General features: G+C 65.3%; 13 protein-coding genes and 1 tRNA gene. 6 read left to right on the top strand and 8 right to left on the bottom strand.

The window, feature by feature from the left end; translation table 11 throughout:
• Positions 1-28 precede the first annotated feature (28 nt).
• Positions 29-601, top strand: coding sequence for a helix-turn-helix domain-containing protein (locus KYN89_RS00070; protein ID WP_222823267.1), 573 nt, complete (start codon positions 29-31; stop codon positions 599-601).
• An 11-nt stretch (positions 602-612) separates the two neighbouring features.
• A complete protein-coding gene (locus KYN89_RS00065) occupies positions 613-1,794 on the top strand; it encodes a glycosyltransferase (protein WP_222823266.1) in 1,182 nt (393 codons plus the stop codon).
• 63 nt (positions 1,795-1,857) lie between these two features.
• On the opposite strand, the gene secF is transcribed toward KYN89_RS00065, so the two are convergent.
• From secF to yajC, 3 genes are read right to left on the bottom strand one after another with little or no spacing between them, the layout of a single operon-like run.
• Positions 1,858-2,835: a protein translocase subunit SecF gene (gene secF, locus KYN89_RS00060; protein ID WP_222823265.1), complete on the bottom strand. Its 978-nt coding sequence runs from the start codon at positions 2,833-2,835 to the stop codon at positions 1,858-1,860.
• Between the two features lie 19 nt (positions 2,836-2,854).
• On the bottom strand, positions 2,855-4,453 hold the full coding sequence (secD, locus tag KYN89_RS00055) for a protein translocase subunit SecD (protein WP_222823264.1): 1,599 nt from the start codon (positions 4,451-4,453) through the stop codon (positions 2,855-2,857).
• 20 nt (positions 4,454-4,473) lie between these two features.
• Positions 4,474-4,788, bottom strand: a complete 315-nt coding sequence (gene yajC, locus KYN89_RS00050) for a preprotein translocase subunit YajC (protein ID WP_010239239.1) — start codon at positions 4,786-4,788, stop codon at positions 4,474-4,476.
• 244 nt (positions 4,789-5,032) lie between these two features.
• On the opposite strand from yajC, the gene KYN89_RS00045 reads away from it, so the two are divergent.
• Positions 5,033-5,109, top strand: a tRNA-Pro gene (locus KYN89_RS00045).
• A gap of 282 nt (positions 5,110-5,391) precedes the next feature.
• Here the strand turns inward: KYN89_RS00045 and KYN89_RS00040 are convergent.
• A complete protein-coding gene (locus KYN89_RS00040) occupies positions 5,392-8,301 on the bottom strand; it encodes a M16 family metallopeptidase (RefSeq protein WP_222823263.1) in 2,910 nt (969 codons plus the stop codon).
• A 68-nt stretch (positions 8,302-8,369) separates the two neighbouring features.
• Positions 8,370-11,456: a TonB-dependent receptor gene (locus tag KYN89_RS00035; RefSeq protein ID WP_222823262.1), complete on the bottom strand. Its 3,087-nt coding sequence runs from the start codon at positions 11,454-11,456 to the stop codon at positions 8,370-8,372.
• Here KYN89_RS00035 and KYN89_RS00030 point away from each other — a divergent pair.
• The 3 genes from KYN89_RS00030 to KYN89_RS00020 all read left to right on the top strand — a co-directional run bounded on the left by KYN89_RS00030 (position 11,455) and on the right by KYN89_RS00020 (position 13,640).
• Positions 11,455-12,291, top strand: coding sequence for an RNA polymerase sigma factor (locus KYN89_RS00030; protein ID WP_248284920.1), 837 nt, complete (start codon positions 11,455-11,457; stop codon positions 12,289-12,291). The genes KYN89_RS00035 and KYN89_RS00030 overlap by 2 nt on opposite strands.
• Positions 12,288-13,250 carry a FecR family protein gene (locus KYN89_RS00025; RefSeq protein WP_222823261.1) on the top strand — a complete coding sequence of 321 codons (963 nt, stop codon included), beginning with the start codon at positions 12,288-12,290 and terminating at the stop codon, positions 13,248-13,250. The genes KYN89_RS00030 and KYN89_RS00025 overlap by 4 nt, the downstream gene beginning before the upstream one ends.
• A 96-nt stretch (positions 13,251-13,346) precedes the next feature.
• Positions 13,347-13,640, top strand: coding sequence for a GNAT family N-acetyltransferase (locus KYN89_RS00020; protein ID WP_222823260.1), 294 nt, complete (start codon positions 13,347-13,349; stop codon positions 13,638-13,640).
• A 106-nt stretch (positions 13,641-13,746) separates the two neighbouring features.
• Here the strand turns inward: KYN89_RS00020 and KYN89_RS00015 are convergent, their stop codons facing one another.
• The 3 genes from KYN89_RS00015 to KYN89_RS00005 all read right to left on the bottom strand — a co-directional run.
• Positions 13,747-16,476, bottom strand: a complete 2,730-nt coding sequence (locus tag KYN89_RS00015; RefSeq protein WP_222823259.1) for a TonB-dependent receptor — start codon at positions 16,474-16,476, stop codon at positions 13,747-13,749.
• 244 nt (positions 16,477-16,720) lie between these two features.
• Positions 16,721-17,785 carry an acyl-CoA dehydrogenase family protein gene (locus KYN89_RS00010; RefSeq protein WP_222823258.1) on the bottom strand — a complete coding sequence of 355 codons (1,065 nt, stop codon included), beginning with the start codon at positions 17,783-17,785 and terminating at the stop codon, positions 16,721-16,723.
• Between the two features lie 14 nt (positions 17,786-17,799).
• On the bottom strand, positions 17,800-18,552 hold a 753-nt coding region (locus tag KYN89_RS00005; RefSeq protein WP_222823257.1), incomplete at its 5' end, for an acyl-CoA dehydrogenase family protein.

Raw genomic sequence — 18,552 nt, 5'->3', positions numbered from 1 at the left:
TTACCGATTTGGTGAAAGACCTGCCCTGATGATAAACCGAATCCGCGATATTCGCCGCCAGAAAGGCTGGACCTTGGCCGATCTGGCGGAGGCCTGCACTCCGCCCACGACCGCGCAGACCATCGGTCGGCTGGAAACGGGAACGCGCAACCTCTCGCTCAAATGGATGGAGCGGATCGGCAGCGCGCTGGGCGTCGATCCAGAAACGCTGGTCCGCTCGGACAAGGCGGAGCCGGTCGCGGTGGTCGCCGTGCTGGGCGATAACGGCGCGCAGGCGCTGGAGACCCCGCGCGAGGCGATCCTGCCCGAGGCGATGGGAGCAACGGGCTCGCGGATGGTGATGCAGGTCAGCGCAAGTACCGGGGCCTATCGCACCGGCGACCAACTATGGCTGCGCCAGATCGCACCCGAGGACGCACCGCGCGCGATCAACCGCGACGTGCTGGTGCCGCGCCGTGCGGGCCGCTTCGCCTTCGGGCGGCTGGTCGACAGCGAACCGCGCCGGATTGCGCTGCTGCCCCCGGAACCGGGGCACAAGCAGGTGATCGTGGAAGACCCGGCGTGGATTGCGGTCGCCGAAACGCTGGTCCGGCCTTTGTGACGGCCACGCGCATGAAACGGCTCCTCTCGCTCGCGACGCTGTACCCCAACGCGGCCCGCCCGCGCTTCGGCACTTTTGTGGCCAGTTCGATGGAGGCGCTTGCCGCGCGGCCCGACTGGGAGGTGACGGTAATCAACCCGATCGGCCTGCCACCGGTCAGGATGGGCGAATATCGCGCGCTGGAGCAGGCGGCGGTCGACGGGCGCAGCAATGGGCTGAGCGTGCATCGCCCCATTTTCACGCTGCTGCCCAGGGTCGGCGGACGGCTGAACCCGGCGATGATCGCAAGGGCTGTGCTGCCGCTGGCGCGCGAGCTGCACGCACGGCAGCCCTTCGACTTGATCGATGCGCAGTTCTTCTACCCGGACGGACCCGCAGCCGCCACGATCGCCCGCGCGCTGGACCTGCCGCTGGCAATCAAGGCGCGCGGAGCGGACATCCACTATTGGGGCTCGCGCGGCTTCGGCCGGGCGAAGATGCTCGACGCAGCACGGCAGGCAGACCGGGTGCTCGCGGTGAGCGAGGCGCTGGCGCAGGATATGGCCGCGCTGGGGATGGACCGGGGTAGAATCGCGATCCACTACACCGGGCTCGACCGCGACCGCTTCCGGCCATTGCAGAATGCAGGGCTGCGCAGGATGCTGGGCGGGCGGCTGGGCGTGGCGCTGCCCGAAAAAGGACCGCTGATCGCGACGGTCGGCGCGCTGATCGAGCGCAAGGGGCAGAAGATGGTCGTGCGCGCGCTGGCGCAGCTGCCCGATACGCAGCTGCTGCTGGTCGGCAAGGGGCCGGACGAGGCGCAGCTGCGCGCGCTGGCGGGCGAGCGGGGGGTCGCCGAGCGGGTCCACTTCCTGGGCCTGCTGGACCACGACCTGCTGCCGCTGGTGCTCTCCGCCGCCGATGCGATGGTCCTGCCCTCGGCCAGCGAAGGGCTCGCCAATGCGTGGGTCGAGGCGCTTGCCTGCGGCACCCCGCTGGTGGTCGCCGATGTCGGCGGCGCGCGCGAGCTGGTGCGCGGCCCGGCTGCCGGGGTGCTGGTAGCGCGAAACAGCGATGCGGTGGCCGACGGTGTGCGGATGATCCTGCGCGACCCGCCCGCGCCGAGGGATACGGCGCAGATGGTCGAGCGGTTCGGCTGGGCCGAGCACGCAGAGGCGCTCGACGCGATCTATTCGGACATCATCGGGCGCTAGAAACAGCAAGGCCGCCCGCCCCCATCGGGACGAGCGGCCTCAAATTCAGACGTAAGCGGATCGTCAGGCTTCGCCGCGGGCGACCTTCTCCTGCTGATCGGCCTTGCTTTCCTGGGGCACGAAGCTGGTGCCGGTCACCCCCATCCAGATCAGGATCGGTGCGGCCATGTAGATCGAGCTGTAGGTCCCGATAAAGATCCCCAGCGTGATCGCAGCGACCATGCCGAACAGGCTGGCCGGGCCGAACAGCAGCAGCGGGATCAGCGCGACCAGCAGCGTCAGCGAGGTCATGATTGTACGTGCCAGCGTCTCGTTGACCGACAGGTCGAGCAGCTCGGGCACGGGCATCTTGCGAAACTTCTTCAGGTTCTCGCGGATACGGTCATATACGACGATGGTATCGTTCAGCGAATAGCCGATGATGGCGAGGATCGCGGCGATGATCTGCAGGCTGAATTCCAGCTGGGTGATCGCGAAGAAGCCCATCGTCAGCGAGACATCGTGGACCAGCGCGAACAGCGCGCCCACCCCGAACTGCCATTCGAAGCGGACCCAGATATAGATCGCGATCGCGGCCATCGCGGCCAGCAGCGCCCACAGCGCGCGCTCCCGGAACTCGCCCGCGACCTTGCCGGAAACGGTGTCGTTACCGTCGGTCCGCGCGTCGGGATATTGCTGGTCGATCGCGGCAATCACCTTGTTGCCGATCTCGGTCGCCGCGCCGGGCGTGTTCTCGACATCCTCGGGCAGCGGCACGCGGATCGAGACCTGGTTGGGCTGGCCGAATTCCTGCACCACCGGCTCGCCATAGCCAAGGTCGCCGACCAGATCGCGCAGCTGCGGGATCGGGGCTTCCTTCTGCTGCTGGAAGGTCAGACGCACTTCCTGACCACCGGCGAAGTCGACCCCGTAGTTGAGGCCCATGGTGAACACCGCGACCCAGCTCAGGATCATCAGGATCACGCTGACGATGTAGAACGGCACCCGCCAGCGCAGGAAGAGGATGTTGGTGTCGTCGGGAACGAGCTTGAGAAGTTTCATGATGTTACTCGATGCCCCGTCAGATGTTGATTTCGCGCGGACGCTTGGCCTTGAGCCAGCCCGCGACCCACATACGGGTCATGGTCACGCCGGTGAACACGCTGGTGAACAGGCCGATGATCAGGACCACCGCGAAGCCGCGGATCGGACCCGAGCCGAACAGGAACAGCAGCACCCCGGCAATGAAGTTGGTGATGTTCGCATCATAGATCGCACGGCTTGCCTCGCGGTAGCCGTTCTCCACCGCGGTGACGACACGCCGCCCGCGCTTTCGTTCTTCACGAATGCGTTCGTTGATAAGCACGTTGGCGTCCACCGCCGCGCCGATCGTCAGCACGAAACCGGCAATACCGGGCAGCGTCAGCGTTGTGTTGAGCGCCGCCATGATACCCAGGATCATGATCACGTTGATGACCAGCGCGCAGGTCGCATAGACCCCGAAGCGGCCATAGGTAACGATCATCAGCGCGACCACCAGCAGCGAACCGATGCCCATCGCGAGCAGGCCGGCACGGATCGAGTCGGCGCCAAGGTCGGGCCCGACGGTGCGTTCCTCGACGATCGAGAGATCGACCGGCAGCGCACCCGAACGCAGCGAGATGGCGAGTGCGTTGGCGCTGTCGGCGGTGAACCCGCCAGAAATGCGCGCCGCGCCGCCACGAATAGGCTCGTTGATGTTGGGTGCGGAAAGCACTTCACCGTCGAGGATGATCGCGAAGGGCTTACCCACGTTCTGCGTCGTCAGCTGGGCGAAACGCTGGCCGCCCTGGCTGTCGAACTGGATGTTGACGATATTGCTGTTGTCCTGCGGGTCGACCCCGGCCTGCGCATTGACCAGGCTGTCACCCTGAATGCCGCCAAGCCGGCGAACAGCAATGCTGCTGCCTTCGAATGCTGAGCCTTGTGCAAAGGGGAAGATCTCGCTGCCCGGAGGGGCGATACCCTCGGCAACGTCGCTTGGCAGGGCTTCCTCATCGACCAGCTTGAATTCGAGCTTCGCAGTCTGGCCGAGCAGTTCCTTGAGCTGTTCGGGATCCTGCAGGCCCGGCACCTGGACCACGATGCGGGTGTCGCCCTGGCGCAGGATGGTCGGCTCGCGCGTGCCCAGTTCGTCGATCCGGCGGCGGACCACGTCGGTCGCGCTGTCCATCGCCTGGGTCACCGCCTCGTCGAGGCCCTGTGCGGTGGGGGTGAGCACGATCCGGCTGGTATCGACCACGCTCAGCTCCCACTGGCGGGTCAGCCCGGTGCCATTCATCAGCGGGGTGAGGACTTCGCGCGCCCGGTCGATCTCGCTCGGATCGTCGAGCATGAAAGACAGGCGCCCGCCCCGGGTCGAAAGATCGCCGATGCGGATCTCGGGGTTCGCATCGCGCATTGCGGTGCGGACCGATTCCTCCAGATTTTCAAGCCGCTGCGCCGCGACCTGTGCGGGCTGCGCTTCCAGCAGGATGTGGCTGCCACCGGCAAGGTCGAGCCCGAGATTGACCGTCGGATCGGGCAGGCTGCGCGGAAAAGGAATGTTGGCGATGGAGAAGAACGAAGGGATGGCGCACGCCGCCACCGCCAGGGTCAACGCCCACAACCAGATCTTACGCCAGCGCGGAAATTCGAGCATTGGTAGAAGCCTCTTCGCGCTCAGTCGTTGCTGGCTTTGGGCAGGATCACGTCGCCGATCGTGCTCTTCACGGCCTTGACCCGCACATCGCGCGCCAGTTCCAGCTCGACCTCATCGTCACGCACGGCGACGATCTTGCCGATCAGTCCGCCTGCGGTGACCACCCGGTCGCCCTTCTTGAGGCCGCCGATCTTTTCCTGGTGTTCCTTCTGCCGCTTCATCTGCGGGCGGATGATCAGGAACCAGAAGATGAGGATCATGCCCACGAAGGGCAGGAACTGGATCCAGGCCGGGGGCGCTGATGCGCTGGCCGCGGCGGTCATAAGGTCGAGCATGAGGGTACGGGTACCTGTTGAAATCCGAGTGTAGAAATGGAGCGTCCATGTGGCGAGCACAAGCCGGGCGGAAACAAATCCATCCCGCTGCAGCGCCACCAGCCCTCCAGACCCGCGCGCCTAGCAGCCTTGGGAGACAAGAGCAATCTGCGGCGCAGCGCGCCTTCCGGCCAGCATTCACAAACAGTGGCAAACGGGCATTGCCAGCCGCGAAGTGCGCGCCTATAGGCCCCCTTCCACTGCTCGGGAAGTAGCGCAGCCTGGTAGCGCATCACACTGGGGGTGTGGGGGTCGCAGGTTCGAATCCTGTCTTCCCGACCAGTGGAATTACCCCCTTAAAACCCATCCCGCACGACGCCTTGCCGTATCGGCTGCGGCCGGGTTTTAGTCGGGAGTCCCCTTTCAGCAGAGCACTCTGGCAGGCCTGCACAGCTGATGCAGACGCCTCCCCTCACCCATTTTGCCAAGGCCGAGCGGCGCCACATACCCCGGCTCCGCCAGCGCGCCGCTCTTCAGCAGCGCGTGGCAGCCAGACATGCAAAGAGCGGCAGACCCCATGCAGGCCTGCCGCTCTTCGCTGTCACGGATCGCGCCTGTCGGCGATCAGCCCTCGGGTTCTTCCGCGTCGCCCGAATCGCCGCTGCGGAAAGGCGGCAGCACGTCCTCGGGCTTCAGCACGGTGATCGGCAGTCCCAGCGGCTCGAGCTGCGGCTTGACGATGTCGGCATCGCCGACGACGACCCACACCCACTGCGATGGCGCGAGCGCGGCCTTCACATCGGCGCGTAGCTCGTCCAGCTCCACCGTCTTGTACTCCTCGCCCAGCGTCGCGTAATAATCGTCGGGCCGTCCGCGACGCACGTTTTCCTGCATGCCCGCCAGCACACCGCCAGCCGAACTGAACCAGCTGCTCATCGAACGCAGGCGGCTGTCGCGCACGAAATCGAGCTCTTCCTGGCTGATCGGGCGGGTGGTGACGAAATCGGTCACCTCCTTGCGCAGCTCGTCCACCGCAGGGCCGGCCTTGTCCTGCTGCACGCTGGTGGCGGCGACATAGGATGTCTCCTGCAGCTGATCGACGAAGCTGCCGCTCGCCCCATAGGCCCAGTGCTTGTCCTCGCGCAGGTTCATGTTGATCCGGCTGAGGAATCCGCTGCCCAGCACCTGGTCGGCGAGGTCCAGTGAGACGAGATCGTCGCTGGTCACGCCTTCGACCAGCTGGCCGCCCGCAATCGTGGTCTGGGCCGAATCCACCCGGTCGATGAGGACGATCTGCGGCGGGGCCGGATCGGGCGCCGCCCGCGTGGGCATGGGCGGCGCCGTACCGGCGACCTCCCAGGTACCGAATTCCTCTTCTAGTCCGGGCTGGAGCTGCGCCAGCGGTAGATCGCTGACCACGAAGATCCGGGCGCCCTCGGGTCGGACCCATTCGTCGTGCGACGCGTCGAGCTGCGCGGGCGTGATGCTGGCGAGAACCGCGGGATCGCCCATGCCTTGATGGATCGCATAGGGCGAATTGGCGTCGATCAGGCGCGGCAGGACCTCCTGCACCAGTGCGTCGGGCAGGATCCGGCTGTTGTCATAGCGGGTCAGATAATCGCGGCGCAGCCGGTCGATCTCTTCCTGCGGGAAGGTCGGCTCCTTCACCACGCTGCCCATCAGATCCAGCGCGGATGAGAGGTTGATCGACGGGGTCAGGACATAGACCGAGCTTTCATCGACCGTGGCCCCGCCGCCGAGCGAGAGGCCCAGCCGTTCCTTCTCGGCTTCGATCGAGGCGGAATCGCGACCGGGAATGCCCTGGTCGAGCGTCGCCATCATCATTCCGAACAGGCCATCCTCGCTCGGCGCGTCCACCGCGGTGCCGACCGGAAAATTGAGCGAGATCTGCGTGAAGGGCACGGTGTCCTTCTGCGCGTAGATCACCTCGATACCGTTCGACAGCGTCGTGCGAGTCACCTCGGGGAAGCGTGTTCCGCTCGGCTCGCCCAGCGGCGGCATCGGCATGCGCTGCTTGCGCACGACCCCAGTCGCCTCAGTGCTCGCCTCTGCGGAGGGCGTCTGTGCCGACGGCGTTTCCGACCGCGTCGCGGCATCCTCTTCCACGATCCGCGCGCCGGGCACCACGGTCAGCGCGTAAACCGGGCGGGTCAGCCATTTGCGTGCCGTGTCGAACGCATCCTGAGGCGTCTGCCGGGCGTAGAAGTCGATATCGCGGCGGTAGGCGTCGGTATCGCCGATCAGGACCTTGCCATTGGCCAGCGCCTGACCGCGTCCGGCGAGCGATTCCTGCCCCATCGCATAGCCGACAACGAACCGCGTCACCCACCGGGTCACTTCGTCCTCGGTCGGCTTGCGGGACAGGAACTGTGCGATCGTCTCGTCCAGCGCCTTGCCTGCGACCTCGGGATCGACCCCCTCGGCCACCTGTCCACGGATGGTGAAGGTACCGCCCCGGGCGAGGGTCGAATTCTCGGTCCCGATGCGGTCGAACAGCTTGCGCTCGCGCACCAGCACCCGGTCGAGCAGCGCATTGTCGATCTGCCCCAGCACGCCCGCCACGACATCGAGGCCGAGGGCATCGGTATTGTCGTAACCCGGCACGGCCCATGTGCGCACGATGGTGGGCTGGGTGACCGGCGCGGTTACCGTCTCGTCGATCCGTTCGGGAAGGGTCGGCACGGGCGCGACGATTTCCGGGTTTTCCGGCCCGCGCGGGATCGCGCCGAAATACTTCGTCACCACCCGGCGCGCCTCTTCCTCGCCGATATCGCCGGCAAGCACGAGGATCGCGTTGTTGGGGCCGTAATGACTTCGGAACCAGCCCCTCACATCGTCGAGATTGGCGGCATCGAGATCGGCCATCGATCCGATCACGCTGTGCCCATAGGGGTGGTCTGCGGGATAAAGCGTCGCGGTCATCCGGTCGCTGATCACCGAATAGGGGTTGTCCTCCCCCTGCCGCTTCTCGTTCTGGACGACGCCGCGCTGTTCATCCAGCACCTCCTGCGTCACCGCGCCCAGCAGGTAGCCCATCCGGTCCGATTCCATGAACAGTGCGCGCTCCAGCGCGGAGACCGGCACGGTCTCGTAATAGTTCGTCCGGTCGTTACTGGTGGTGCCGTTGATCCCGGTCGCGCCGGCTTCTTCCAGCGGCTTGAAGAAGTCGCCCGGCACGTTCTCACTGCCGTTGAACATCAGGTGTTCGAACAGGTGGGCGAAGCCGCTGCGCCCCTCGGGCTCGTTCCTCGATCCGACATCGTACCATACGCCGATCGAAACCTCGGGTGTGGTCCGGTCGGTGTGGACGATCACGGTCAGGCCGTTGTCGAGCGTGAACTCGGCATAGGGGATGTCGATCTGCGAAACGAAGGTTTCGAGCGGGGTCGTCGCCTCGACGGCATCCGCTGCTTGCGCAGCGGTGTCCTGCGCGGCTTCCTGTGCCTGGACCGCAACCGGGAGGGGAAGCAGCGACAATGCGCAGCCGGCAAGGAAAAGGGCTTTGAGGTTCATGGTGTGGCTCCGGGGGAATGCGCGCAGGTGCGGGCCGGCACGTGATCGTGCCAGCCCGCAGCTACGGATCAGAAGGACTTGGTGAGCGTCAGATAGAAGTTCGTCAGCCGCGGATCGGCGTTGCGGCTGTAGAAGATCGGAGAGGCCAGCGTGTCGATCGGCGGCTTGCTGCCGAGCACGTTGTTGATCCCGGCGCGAACCTTGAGCCCGCGATCGAAATCGTAGGTTGCCGCGATATCGTGATAGAACACGCTATCCACCTTGGCCGAGCCCTGGGTTGCAACGACGGACCGGTCCAGTTGGAGGTAGTAGCTGTCGACATAGCGGCCCTGCCACGCGATCGAGAGCGGCCCCTTGCTCCAGCGGATGCTGCCGTTGCCGCGCCAGCGCAGCGCGCCGTTTTCGCCGTAGCCCTGGCCGTAACTCACCGTGTTCACACCGGCGTAGTCTTCCTCGGGCTGGCCCGGATAGGTCTCGACAGACAATTCGCGCACCCAGGTCGCCGAAGCGGAGAAATCGATTGTCCCGCCGAACAGTTCGTCGCTGTAGTCGAGCGAGAAATCGACCGCTTCCGCCGTCGACCCGACGAGGTTGGCCATCGAGATATCGATCGAGGTGATCGGGCCGACGTCGTAGCCGTCCGACGCGGGGCCACGCTCCACCCTGTCCGGATAGCGTTCGAGGAATATCTCCAGCGCCTCCTGCGTGGCTTCGTCGGTCGCGTATAGCAGGTTCGGCGTGAAGTAGTTGTCTTCCTTGCGGATCCGGGTCCAGTCGGCGGAGAACCGCAGGCCGGGCAGAAAGCGCGGCGTCAGGATCACGCCGATGGTCCAGGTCTCGGAGCTTTCCGGCTTCACGTCGGGGTTGCCGCCGTAATAGCCCGGGATCTCATACCCGAACGCTGTCGGCGTCCCGATCGGCTCCCCTCCGCGCAGGGGGTCGCGAGCCTCCACGCCCAGAACGCCCTGAAGCTTGGTCAGCTGGTCGAGCGTGGGCGGCAGGTAGCCGGTGGTGTAGGAGCCGCGGAAGGTCACGTCCTCAATCGGCGACCAGCGCACACTGACCGACGGGTCCGTATGGCTGTTCTCGGTCGTCGCCAGGCCGAGGTCCGCCCCCTGCGGCGGGCAATCCTGATAGATGTCGTCGCTGGGCAGCGCGCCGAACCCGAACTGGCAAATGATATTGGCCAGCGCGCCTTCGCCCTTGTACCGCTCGTGCCGGGCGGCGATCCGCAGTTCGAGCGAGCGGATCAGCGGAACCCCGTTATCCGCGCCGATAATCGGGAAGGCGATCTCGGCAAACCCGGCGAGGATCGTCTGCTTGCGCTCGGGCGTGTAGGTCACGCTCGAAAACTCGCTATTAATCGCGGAAATCACGCTGCCCGCCACCTCGACCGAACGCTCGACATTCAGCGTCATGCGCGGCTGCCCGCCCGGCAGGTCGATCGGCACCGGTCCCGCCAGCCGCAGCGACTGGGTCGCGATGGTGGTGGTGGCGGGCGTCGTGATCGAGCCGAAATCGCTGTCGATATAGGTCAGGTCGAGTGGATCGAGCCGCAGGTCGCGCAGCACATCCTGCGATCCCGACCCCAGCAGAAGGGTCAGGCCGGGGGTGTAGTTGGAAGGCGACTTGTCTGCGGTGTAGCGGTTCTTCGACCAGGAAAAGTCGGCCACCGCCTGCCAGTCATACGGCAGCTTCACGATCGCGCCGGCGACCCCGCGCAGCTGGTCGTTCCGGCTCGATACGTCGGCCTCGGCATCGCCCTGCGGCAGTGCGACGCTGATATCCTGTGCGAAGGGATTGTTCGGCGCATCGGCAAGCAGCGTCACGCTCGAAGGAGCGCGCGTAACCGTGGTGCGCGAGATCGCCCGCGAGGCCGCGCCTTCGACATAGACGCTCAGCCAGTCGTTGAACTCGCGCCGCACGGCGAGGGTGCCGGCGAGATTTTCCGCACCGTAGAGCAGCGGCGCGAGCTTCCCTTCGCCAACGGCGCTGATCGGCTGATCGAAATTGTAACTGCCGATCGTCGCGATCAGCGGATCGACCCCGTCCAGCGCCACCCCGCGATAGCCATTGGGCACATAAGCGATCGGGCTGTCGAACAGCGTACCGCCATATTCGGGATCGAGCTGAAGCGGGCTTCCGTCGACGGTCTGGATATTAGGGGTCGCGCCGGAGGGCGGAAACGCACCGTAGAAGAACGTGGGATCGTTTTCGAGAATGCGCTGACGCCCGCGCTCGAACAGTTCCGAACGATCGCCGTAGAGCAGCGGGGCCTGCTTGCGCCAGCTGCCGGTGAACGAAATGTTGGTCCGCCCACCCTCGATCGTGGTCGCGCCGGTGAAGTCGATGCGGAAGTCAGGCTGCGCGAAATCATAGGTGTCGGAGTAGTTGGCGCTGATCTCCGCACCCTGATAGTCGCGGCGCAGGATAATGTTGATGACGCCCCCGCTCGCGCCGCTGCCGTAAAGGCCCGAGGCGGAGGAGGCGAGCACCTCGATCCGTTCGACCGCGGCCAGCGGGATGCCGGTGATTTGCGGCTGGTTGATCTGCCCCTGCCCCAGATTGATTCCCGGCTGCCTGCGCCCGTCGACCAGGATCAGCGTATCGCGCGAACCGAGACCGCGCAGGTTGATATTGCTGAGGCCGCGCTGGGTGTAATTGGTCCGCCCGCTCATATCGCTGGTCGAGGGGGCGGAATTCACGTTCAGCTGGTTGCGCAGGAAGGTGTCGAGATCCGGCGCGCCGGACTCCTGAATGTCCTTCTGGGTGAGGACGATGAACGGCTGGCTGTCGTCCTCGCTACGTTCGATGCCGGTGTTGAGCGACCAGTTGCGCTTTCCGGTGACGAGGATTTCGGGGGTGGCGTTTCCCCGCGCCTCCTGCCGGACGATCGCGATCGCGCCGCTCTCGTGAAAGGCGACGCCGAAGCCCGTCCCGTCGAGAATCCTCATCAGCGCCTCTTCCGGCGTGAAGACCCCGGAGACACCCTGACTGCGAACCTCTGCGATATCCGCCTCGCGATAGACCAGTTCGCGGCGCGACTGACGCGTCCAGCGGTCGAGTGCGCCCTTGAGCGTGCCTGCCGGAATGGCGAATTGCTGCTTGGTGGAGGCAACCTCTCCCTGCGCAACGGCTGCCGTCGGCACGGCCATGACACCGCCTGCAACCCCGGCCAACAGCAGTGAGACGGATTTCGCAAATGACATAAGTAACCCCCCGGTTCTTTTCGCCGGCACGCGCTTTGGGCCGGCCTCGAACACTGGGACAAGCGAGCGTCATCGATCCGTAACGCCGATCTCAAAAAAATGTCACCGCCGTGAAATTTTCAAGCCGGGTGCAAAAAGATGTTACGGATTTGCCGCGTTCGATTGTCGTGGCATTCGTGACCGCAAGGGAAATGGCGTCGGCAGGGCGATGGTGGACGACACCCAGCTTCAGATATGGTTCTGTGAGGAGGTTCTTCCCCTCGAACCCTCGCTGACGCGCTATTTGCGTAAGAACTGGCGCACCGAGGACGACGTGACCGATCTGCGACAAGACGTATACGAGGCCGCCCTGAACGGCGCGCGTCGCGGCTTGCCCGATCGCACGCAGGGTTACCTGTTCACCATCGCGCGCAACATTCTGATCAACCGGGCCAAGCGCGACCGAATTGTCTCCTTCGAACAGGTGGCCGACCTGGAAAGCGCGGCGAACGTGCACATCGATATCGAAGGTTCGGAGCGTCATCTTGCCGCGCGCGATGCCCTGCGCCGGGCACAAGCGGGTATGGAAGACCTGCCCCCGCGCTGCCGCGAAGTGGTCCGCCTGCGCAAGGTAGAAGGGATGTCGCGGCTCGAAGCGGCCGAGGCGATGGGCGTCGGGCTCGACACGATCGACCGGCAATTGCGGCTCGGCATTCGTGCCATGGCGGATGCCATGCTCGGCGGATCGGGGCGGATCCAGCGCGAAAAGCCGCAGCGTGCGCGGCGGAGCAAATCGCAATGAGCGCCGCAGAGATCGAAGATGTCGCAGCCGGCTGGCTGATCAGACGCGAGGAACCCGGCTGGACCGACCAGGACGAGGCCGAGTTCGCCGCTTGGATGAAGCGGTCCATGGCGCACAAGGCGGCCTATTGGCGGCTGGAGCACGGCTGGCGAGAGGCCGATCGCATTCCCGCATTGGGCGACACGCCGTCTTGCGTTGAGGAAGAGGAGGCTCCGGGCCGCCGCCGGACGGTCTTCGCGCTTGTCGGCGCATTGGCCGCCTCGCTCGTTCTGGCGCTGACCGGGATTGCGATGTGGAGTCCGCCGGTGCCGACCGAGCCGCCTGCCCGGTACGAGACGGCGCGCGGGGCGCGCGAAGCTGTGAAACTCGCCGACGGCAGCACGGTGGAACTGAATACCGCAACCAGGCTGCGGGCCGCCAGCGGCCCGGACGCACGCGAGGTGTGGCTTGACGAAGGCGAGGCCTTTTTCGACATCGTGCACCGCCCGGATCGCCGGTTCATCGTCCATGCCGGACCCAGGCGGATCGTCGTTCTCGGCACGCGCTTCTCGGTCAAGCGCTCCGGCGACGATGTGACCGTGGCCGTGGTTTCGGGACGGGTGAAGGTCGAAGATAGCGCCAGCGCCGAGAGCGCAGGTGCAGCAATCGTGTCGACCGGTGATGTCGCGTACATACGCAAGCAGAACACGCTGGTGGTCGGGTCCAACGGAGACGAGGTCAACGCGATGACTGCGTGGCGCGAGGGGTTGCTGGTGTTCGACAACACGCCGCTGCGCACCGCCGTGGCGGAATTCAACCGCTATTCCGGCAAGCCGATCCAGGTGGCCCCGGACATCCAGCAGATCAGGATCGGCGGCTCGTTCCAGACGCACAACGCCGATGCATTTCTCGACCTGCTGGAATCGGCCTACGGCCTGCATGTCGATCGCGGCGAGGATATGATCGAACTCAAGCGCTGATCCGGCGCCCTGAGGCTTGGCCGTCAGGCGCGATCGGCATGGCTACGACGGGCACACTATTGCACGCGGTGTGCATTGCGGTAAGCCACCTGCATCATGAGCAGCATCACGATCACGCGTGTCGATAACGACACCAAGGGGCTCTACGTGGCCCAGGTCGATGGTTTCGACGAAGTCGGCGAACTGACCTTCTCGCGCGCCAGCCCCACGCTGGTGATCGTGGATCATACCGGCGTTCCTGATAGCCTGCGCGGCAAGGGCGTCGGCTCGGCACTGGCAGAGCGGGTGGTGGCGGATGCGCGCGCGGAAGGCTTCCGCATCGTGCCGCTGTGCCCCTTCTTCAAGGCGCAGGCGATGCGCCATCCCGACTGGGCTGACGTAGTTCAGTAATCTTGCGCGCACGGTTGGGCTAACCCGCTCTTCACACGCCATAAGAAGAACGGCGCGGGGGTTGCCCCCCGCGCCGTTTCTCTTCGCCCTTACGGCGCTGCGTGGATCAGAAGCCCGCGCGCACCGTGATGCCGTAGGTCCGCGGTTCGGCGAGGTAGGCCGAATAGGTCTGCTGCGGAGCCACGAACGGCGTGTTGAACGCGACCTGGGTGTAGTCCTGATCGAACAGGTTCTGCGCCCACAGTTCGATCGCCCACTTCTCGTCCGGGCCGCGGATACCGATGCGGCCGTTGACCAGAATGTAGCCGTCCTGCTCCTTGCCATACACCAGGTCGGAGCCGGTGTTGTAGTCGCTGGTCATGCGGGTGTTCAGGTAGAACAGGCCGCTCAGACCGCTGTTACCGAGCGGCGGAGTGTAGCTGAGCGAGGCCGTGGCCGTGATCTCGGGCGCGTTCGACAGGTTGTCGCCGGGAAGCAGCCGCAGCGCCGGGTCCAGCGGAGCGCCCGTGTCATTGCCGATGAGATCATCCTCATAGCTCGTATCGGCATAGGTCATGCCGAGGGTTGCGTTGAGGAACCGCGCGGGCCGCAGGCTCAGCTCCAGCTCGACACCCTTGGCGATCACGCCCGGCTGCACGTCGTCGGCTGCACAGGCACCGGTCGTGGCGCTCGCATCGCGATCCGCCCCGCCCAGGTCCGCACCGCACGAATTGACGTTCTGGACCAGGAAGACCGAGCCGTTGAACGTGTTGAGCTGGAAGTTTGAGAACCGCTGGTAGAAGGCAGCGGCCGTCAGCGTCCAGTCGCGGCCGTCATACTTGCCGCCCACCTCGAACGCATCGACCGTTTCCTGCCCGAACTGGAGGTTCGCGGTATTGAGCGCCGCCACGTTGAGCGCCAGCGGGTTTGCCAGCGCCGAACGGTCGAGGTTGAACCCGCCTGCCTTGTAGCCGCGCGAATAGCTGGCGTAAGTCATCAGACGATCGGTCGGCTTGAACGAGATGATCGCAGTCCCGGTGAACTCGTCCTCGTCGCGGCTGTCGGCGATCGAAACGCCGTTCAGTTCGCTGGTGCTGTTGCCCTGACACGAGAGCGAGATGAGGCCGCCGGCGAGACCCGCGAGCGCCGGAACGCCGAGCAGCGGCCCAAGCAGCGCACGGTTGGCCGGGCAGGCGGTGTTGTCATTGCCGAAGGTGGCCGAGAAATCCTTGTTCTCGTTGGTGTACCGCAGGCCGAGCGTCAGGTTCAGCCGGTCGGTAATGTTGATGATGTTGTGGGTGAACAGCGCCCAGTTGGTGCTTTCCTGATTGTACAGGTCGCCTGTGCTGCCCCGGTCGCTGACGGTCGCGAGGTTGTTGATCCCCGCGATAATCAGCGGCGTGGCCGCCCCGAACGCGCCGGCACCACCATTGGCCGCCGTCAGCGCACCAATATTGGCACCGAAGCAGTTGGCCGCCGAAGGATTGGCCAGCGCCGGGTTGATCGCCAGCGCGATGCGGCAGTTGGCGAAGGTGCCGTACTGCGTACCGAAGCGCAGGTTGTCGCGGGTTTCCAGCTTCTCGTTGGCGAAGTAGCCGCCGACCAGCCAGTCCAGCGTGCCGTCGAAAGCCTCACCCTGCAAACGCAGTTCCTGGCTGAAGGTGCGGAACTCACGCGCCCCGGCGTTGGGGCCAGGCGCGCGATAGAGGATATCGACCTGGGTGTAGTCGGTGTCGGACCCCTGCGTGTTCGAATAGTCGCGATAGCCGGTGATCGAAGTCAGTCGCGCACCGCCGAAATCCCAGTTCAGTTCCAGCGCGGCACCATAGTCCTCGGTCTGGCCGGCATAGCTGCGGCCCGGGGTGACATAGATATCGCGATCAAAGGTGCTCTGCGTCAGCGCGTTGGGGTTCTGCCCCAGGCCCAGCAGGATGTTGACGATGGGGTTCTGCGTGCTCGTCAGCGCCGGACCGCCATTGGGGCGGGTGAACGGATCGAGCCCCGGACTGACCCGCGCAAGCGGAGCGAACTCGGGCTGCACGAAGGTCGCGGCGCAGCACGCCTCGTCCTTCTTCGAATAGTCGCCGGTCAGCCGGATCGAGAGCGTATCGGTCGGCTCGAACAGCATCTGGCCGCGGATCAGGTAACGGTCACGATCGTTCACGTCGGTACCATTGACGACGTCGTTGTAGAAACCGTCACGCTTGAAATAGACGCCGTCGAGACGTGCGGCGACCGTATCGCCGAGCGGTGCGTTGATTCCGGCTTCGATCTTGATCGCGTCGTAATTGCCGTAGGTGAAGGCACCATAGCCGCTGAATTCGAACTCGGGCGGCGCGGTGTAGATGTTGATCAGGCCGGCCGAGCTGTTGCGCCCGCCGAGCGTGCCCTGCGGGCCGCGCAGCACTTCGACCCGGTCGATCGGGCCCAGTTCGCTGAGCGCGTTGCCCGAGCGCGAGCGGTACACGCCATCGACGAACACCGCGACCGAGCTTTCCAGGCCGGGGTTGTCGCCCACGGTGCCGATGCCGCGGATACGGGCGGAGCCGTTGGCTTCGTTGCCGGTGGAGGAGACCAGCAGCGACGGCGCGACCTGGTTGAGTTCGCGAATGTCGCTGGCGCCCGAATTGCGCAGCTCTTCCGCGGAGACCACGTTCACCGCGACTGGCACATCTGTCAGTTCCTGCGTACGGCCCTGCGCGGTAACAACGATCGTCGTTCCCTCGGTGAGCTCGTCCTGCAGTTCGGCTTCGGTATCTTGTGCGTCGGTCGTCTGGGCCAGCGCCGCCACCGGCTGGAAGGCGAGGCCTCCGGCAAGTGCACCGAGCGCGATCGAGCGAGTCAGAATGGCTTTCATAGGTCTCCCAATCCCAATGTTCTTGCGGGGGAGAGACTGCGCCTCGACGCACCGCCAACGGCGGTTGCGTGATTGGTTTTAAAGGGGGCGCGCAGCTTTTTGCCTGTCGCGCCCACCGATGCATGCTCTCCCAAGCCGCGCTATTCTGCGCGTGTTCTCGTCAAACTACAAGCGCGACCTGCGGTCGCCGTGCGACTGTGACAGTTGCGTAACACTGTGCGGCACGCGCTTGCATTCCGTAACGTCAGTAGCCCTTGGTCATCGCATAAAGGTCGCGCAGATGGCTGCTCGCGCCCCACGCCGCCTCCAGCACGCGCGCACGTTTGAGGTAGAAGCCCACGTCGTATTCGTCGGTCATCCCGATTCCGCCATGCAGTTGAATGCCCTCCTTGCTCATCAGGTGCAGCGCATCGTTCGCGCGCGTTTTGGCGAGCATCGCCGCCTCGGTCACCGCGAACCCGCTGTCGAGCGCCTGCAGTCCGCCTTCTACCGCCGAACGGGTCATTTCCAGTTCGCTGTAGAGGTCCGCCATCCGGTGCTGCAGCGCCTGGAAGGAACTGAGCACCTGATTGAACTGCACGCGCTGCTTCAGATAGTCGAGCGTGGTGTCGAACACCGCCTGACACATGCCCAGCATTTCGGCGGCGGTCAGCACGCGCGCCCGGTCGAGGATCTTCTGCGCCAGATCATCCCCGCCAGCGGCCAGTTTCTGCGCAGGCGCATTGTTGAAGTCGATCTCGGCATGGTCGCGCATGTCGGCCAGCGCGCGACTCGAGAGCGTAACGCCCTGCCCCTGCTCGACCAGATAGACGCCATCGCTCGCCAAGACGACGAACAGCCCGGCACGGCTGGCTTCATGGACGAAAGCCTTGGTGCCGGTCAGACGCCCGTCGTGCACGCTGGCGTTCGCCTTCAGCCCGACATGACGCGGGCCTTCATCGAAGGCGAGCGTGCCGATCAGTTCCCCGCTCGCCAGCCGGGGCAGATATTGCGCCTTCTGTTCGTCGCTACCGCCCAGCACGATCGCCGATGCGGCGAGCGCGGAGGCGATCAGCGGGCTCGCGGCGAGGCTCTTGCCCAGTTCCTCGACCACCAAGCCGAGGCTCATCCAGCCGAAATCGCTACCGCCGTGCTCTTCGGGGACGATGATCCCTGCCCAGCCCATCTCGGCCATCGCGCCCCACGCGTCCGCGTCGAATGGCTCGCCCGCATCGCGCACCTTACGCCAGGCACCCACCGGATGCTCGTTCTTCGTCCACTCGCGCGCCATGTCGCGCAGCATTTCCTGTTCGTCGTTGAGAACCGCCATGAGTCCCGCTCCCCTTACTGGTGGTCGAGCATCCCGAGGATGCGCTTGGCGATGATGTTGTTCTGGATTTCGGTCGACCCGCCGTAGATCGTGGTCGCCTTGCCGAAGAGCCAGGCGCGCGTGCCGTCGAGCTCCTTCTGCTCGAAGCCCTCGCCCTCCCAGCCGAGCCCGCGATAGCCTTGGATCGCGATCATCAGCTCGGCGCGTTCTTGGCCCAGCTTCGTGCCCGCCTTCTTCAGGATGGAGCTGATCTCCGACACGCCGCCTTGCGCCTTGCTTTCCTCCATCGCGCGCCGCGCGGTGAGCAGGAAGGCGTTCCAGCGCATCTCGAAATCGGCGATCTTCACCCGCAGTTCGGCGTCGGCCAGCTTGCCGTTCTCGTCCAGCCCGATGTAGCGCTCCGCCACCTTGCCCAGCGGCTGCGAATTGAGCGCGGCGAGCGCGCCGCCCCCCGAGAGATTGGTCCGCTCGTGCTGGAGCAGCTTCTTGCCGATGGTCCAGCCCTGCCCCTCCTCGCCGACGAGGTTTTCCTTGGGCACCTCGACATCGGTGAAGAAGGTTTCGCAGAACGGGCTCATGCCCGAAATCATCTTGATCGGCTTCACCTCGACGCCGGGCGCGTGCATGTCGATCAGCAGGAACGAGATGCCCTTGTGCTTGTCCGCGCGGCTGGTGCGCACGAGGCAGAAGCACTTGTCCGCCCATTGCCCGCCGCTGGTCCAGGTCTTCTGCCCGTTGACGAGGTAGTGGTCGCCCTTGTCCTCCGC

The organism is Alteriqipengyuania abyssalis (assembly GCF_019857185.1).
GTDB classification, from domain to species: domain Bacteria; phylum Pseudomonadota; class Alphaproteobacteria; order Sphingomonadales; family Sphingomonadaceae; genus Alteriqipengyuania; species Alteriqipengyuania abyssalis.
This window is presented reverse-complemented; position numbering and strand designations above follow the sequence as displayed.